The sequence below is a fragment of the Chloroflexota bacterium genome, assembly GCA_013152435.1.
Lineage (GTDB): Bacteria > Chloroflexota > Anaerolineae > DUEN01 > DUEN01 > DUEN01.
On the sequence record JAADGJ010000127.1, the window covers coordinates 1 to 3976 of the forward strand.

The 3976-nt window shown below is 62.7% G+C and carries 3 protein-coding genes; 2 read left to right on the forward strand and 1 reads right to left on the reverse strand.

Annotation, left to right across the window (positions count from 1 at the left end; translation table 11 throughout):
* Positions 1 to 242 precede the first annotated feature (242 nt).
* Entirely contained in the window at positions 243 to 2639 is a 2397-nt protein-coding gene (locus GXP39_17995) for a hypothetical protein (protein NOZ29925.1), read from the reverse strand.
* Positions 2640 to 2966: 327 nt separating this feature from the next.
* Between GXP39_17995 and GXP39_18000 the strand changes: the two genes are divergently transcribed.
* A complete protein-coding gene (locus GXP39_18000; protein ID NOZ29926.1) occupies positions 2967 to 3173 on the forward strand; it encodes a winged helix-turn-helix domain-containing protein in 207 nt (68 codons plus the stop codon).
* A gap of 129 nt (positions 3174 to 3302) precedes the next feature.
* Positions 3303 to 3976 (forward strand): WYL domain-containing protein (locus GXP39_18005; protein NOZ29927.1); only part of this gene is annotated, 674 nt, incomplete at its 3' end.

Below are 3976 nucleotides of genomic sequence, written 5' to 3' on the forward strand. Positions count from 1 at the left end.
AGGCCACCGGCCAAAGCCCCAACCAGGCAGGTAAAAGGCGGGAAAAAGAGTTTTTCTGCGGAGGGGCTTCCCCTCCGCACCTCCCCTTTCAGGTGCGACCGCCCGTGGAGGGAAAAAGCAACAGACGGGGGCCTCGCCCATGCTGTTAAGTTGATGCGAATAGGGCAATTCCTGAATCGCCCCTGCTTTTTGCTACCCGCAGGTGATCTCCCATGAGATGAAACCGTGATCCCGGTTGTCGATCACGGCTCACGCACGGCCTTCAGGCCCAGATCGTAAAGCCAGCATCCGCCCCCATCCCCTTCGCTGCGCAATCGCAGCCGGACAACGCCGCTCCGAGGGCCGATGAAACGCTTCGGATCCAGGACCGAGATCTCCCTCGCCTGTCCTCCCTCCAACTCTATCCAGGCACCCTCCCCCCAATCATAAAGAGCGGAAGAGGGCCTGCCCGTCATGGGATCAGGCGCCCAGATGGAGAGGGTCAGCTCGGTGATCCGGGCGTCCATCAACTCCAGTGGCACCTGATATTCCAGGACCGCCTCGCTCCCCGGATTCAGGAAAACCTGACCGTTCGGGCCGCATTCCCCGGCCGGACCCTGCGTCTTGACCAGGCGGGGCTGGATCACGCCGGGCGGCAGCCAGACCTCCTTCGCCTCCAGGTTCAGGGGGACAGAACTCAACACCAGGGTCGTCCCCACCCGGGTGGCCTGGACGTCCGCCACGGACACGTCGACGGGGCTCTCCCGCGACCAGCCGAGCACCAACACCCCCGCTGAAAGGGTCGCCCCACGCCCCATTCCATCGAACACGGCCCCCAGGATGTTCTGCTTCCACATCGCCTCGCGCGGCACCCCGCCGGGGCCAGGGTTGCGGAACGCATCCTCGAAGAGCGCATAGGGGAGCCCCGGACCGAAATCGCTTCCCTTCAGCTCCGCGTCCACGCGCATCTGCTCTCCGGCGGGCACATCGCCCAGCCGGGCAAAGCGGCGTCCGATCACCACGACCAGGTCCGTCAGATCGTAGGGCGTGTCGTTGTACACCACCCCGGAGAGACGCCCCTCCTCATAGGAGACGTCTGCCCTCAGCCCCCAATGATCCGGGGGATCATATCGCTCTACCTGGAACCCCTGCATGGCCCACTGATTGATCTGCAGCCCCCGCACGATCGTCGGATCCCCCTGGACGAAAGTCATGCTCGTCGCGCCGAAAGGTCCCATCCCGGGCCCTCCCCATCGGGTTGGTTCCCCGGCCAGGGGGGATGCCAGAACATCCCCCGCCACCAGGATATCATACGCCCGGCGCGTCGGAGAGAAGATCCCCACATAGCTACGCACCGAGGCCGAGGCCTCCGGGCCGACCCTCTTCACGATCGAGATCTGATTCACCACGAGCTCGCCGCCACGCAGACGATAGCCCAGGCCAAAGGTGATCCCGGCGAAGACGAGCGTCAGCCCGGGGATCGTCAGCCAGGCCCAGTCCAGGCGGCGAGCGCGTCGCAACAGGAGATAGTTGAACGGTCCCACGAGGATAATGTAGATGCCCAGGAGGACGGCCAGCCAACGCACCGACGGGAGGTCCAGGGAGGGCAGGTTGGTCAGGGTGTAGGCCAACCGCTGAGCGAGCATCTGCGTCTCCGAGATATCCGGCGGCCTGTTCTCCGGATAGGCCGCGCCAGGCGAGAGCAACACGGACCAGACGGTCCGCATCCCCGCCCATGCGTTGAAGGGATGCATCGCCGGGTCGAACGCCAGATAGGTTACCCACCCCTCCCCCAAGCGCCTCTCGCAGATGAGCGCCTGGCCGTCCTGCTGCACCAACGCCCGTCCGCAGGAGGGGGCAGGGATCGCGGCCACGAACTCGCCGGAGATCCACGCCGTCTCGGTCCGGGCGAACTCGGCCAACGCCCGCGTGCCATCCAGAACGGCGCGAGCCGCTATGGTCGGGCGGAGCACATCGGGCAGCCCGGCCAGGGTACGCTCAGCCCCCGGCCCGCCCGCCAGGACCAGTCGTCCACCGCCGCTCACCCACGTCGTCAGCGCCTCGGCCTGCGCGAGTGACAGCTGCGACGTATCGGTGTCGGCGATCACCAACATGTCGAACGTCCGAAGCGGCTCGGCCCGCTCCGGCAGATCCCGCAACGAGATCGGCACGACCACCACCTGCCGATTGACCGCCCCCAAGTCGACGCCCTTCAGCAGGCCGTACGGCTCCGCGTCCGGCGCGATCACCCCCGCGATGTAGGTGATATTCCGCAGGCCGCTCACCACCACCCGATCGCGGGCGACCTCCTCGCCATCCACCACCAGGTCCACGGTGACACTGCGGGCGAAGGACGGTAGCAGCGTGTACAGCGTGATCTCCTTGCGTGCGCCGGCGGGCAGAGACACCGGCACGGCGTAAGTGGTGTTGACCCCCTCGCTGCCGATGACCGCCCGGACCTCCGCCTCCACATCCCCCCCGGCATTGCTCACGAGGACGCGAAGCGGCAGCCATTCGCCGTACTTGTAGTAGCCGCCGAAATACGGCTGGACGGACAGCGAAATCTCCCCCGCCGCGATCGCCCGGAGGTGACCAAGCGGCGAGATCGCAGCGAAGAGAAAAGCGCCCAACCACAGCGTGAGGAACAGAATACGTCGCATCGTCGATCCCCGCAATCAGATCAGGGCCATCGCCCTGTAATTTCACCGACAAGACGTGAGAGCGGGCTCAGGGGTTCCCGGCCCCCCTCCGCCCACGACACTCCGTCCCCTAACCCTCACCTCTAATCGTCTGAATCCCTTGTGCATACCACATAGTTTACAGGAATCCACCCGGAACGTATGGACGGAATCATACCCTGTTGCCTACGAACGCGACGGAGCAATCGAATATCCATCTCCTCCGTTTTTTTGTTGGGATTTGTGGCAATACTTGCAACATCGAACCTCCATGATTGAGGAAACCTACTTCACCATGGAGGTTTCAAGATGACTTTCTGGTCCAGGAAACAAACGGAGTTCGAAGAGATGTATGAAATGATCTGCCAACGCCCCGGGATCAAATCAGCGGAGCTAGCCCGCTTGCTAGGTGTCTCTCGGTCCACGATCGCCCGGCGACTGCCCAGCTTGGAGGAAGCAGGGTACCTGCTCTATGAAGACGATCGGGGCAGACTTTGGCCCTTCTCGGGGAAATAAGGCCCATCTGTTGCGGGATTTCACTACAGACCATGTTATGCTAAACTTGGTCTCAAATACAATGTCTGGTGTTCTCTCCATCAAATTCGCTCAACTCTTTTGCGGAGCGCTACGTCAATGAGCAGAGGCATGAGCAGAGCCAAACGCTTGCAGGAAATGGAACGCCTGTACTACCAGCGGGCGTTCAGCGACATCGAAATGGCCCAACGCATGGGCGTTGATCGCACCGTGATTTACCGAGATCGCCGGGAGTTGGAGACGGAGATTCCGTTCATTGAGGAATCGCCCGGCAAGTACCGCATTGACCGTCGCCGATACCTGTCCCATATCCGCCTAGATGTTCGTGAGGCGTTGAGCCTCTACCTGGCCACGCGACGGGCCTCGCAACAGACTCGCAGTGGACAGATGCCCATGGCCAACGCCCTGGAAAAGCTCTCCTACTCCCTCCACCAGCCCATGACAGAGCGACTGGTGAAGTCTGCGGAAAAGATCCTCACCGCTCAGATCGATCCCGAACGGGAAAAGGTCTTTGAGAACGTCGCCCATGCCTGGGTAGACAAACTTCGCCTGCGCATCCGCTACCAGGGCCTATCCACCCGCAAGCCTTACAGGGATCGCATCAGCCCCTATCTCATCGAACCCTCTCCCTGGAGCGACAGCGTGTACGTCATCGGTCCCAGTGATGTCTTCCAGGATATTGTCACCTACCGGCTGGATCGCATCCTCGAAGCGTATCTCACTACCGAACGCTTCGAGATCCCCGATGACTTCGATGAGGAGGACATGCTGCGTTACGCCTGGGG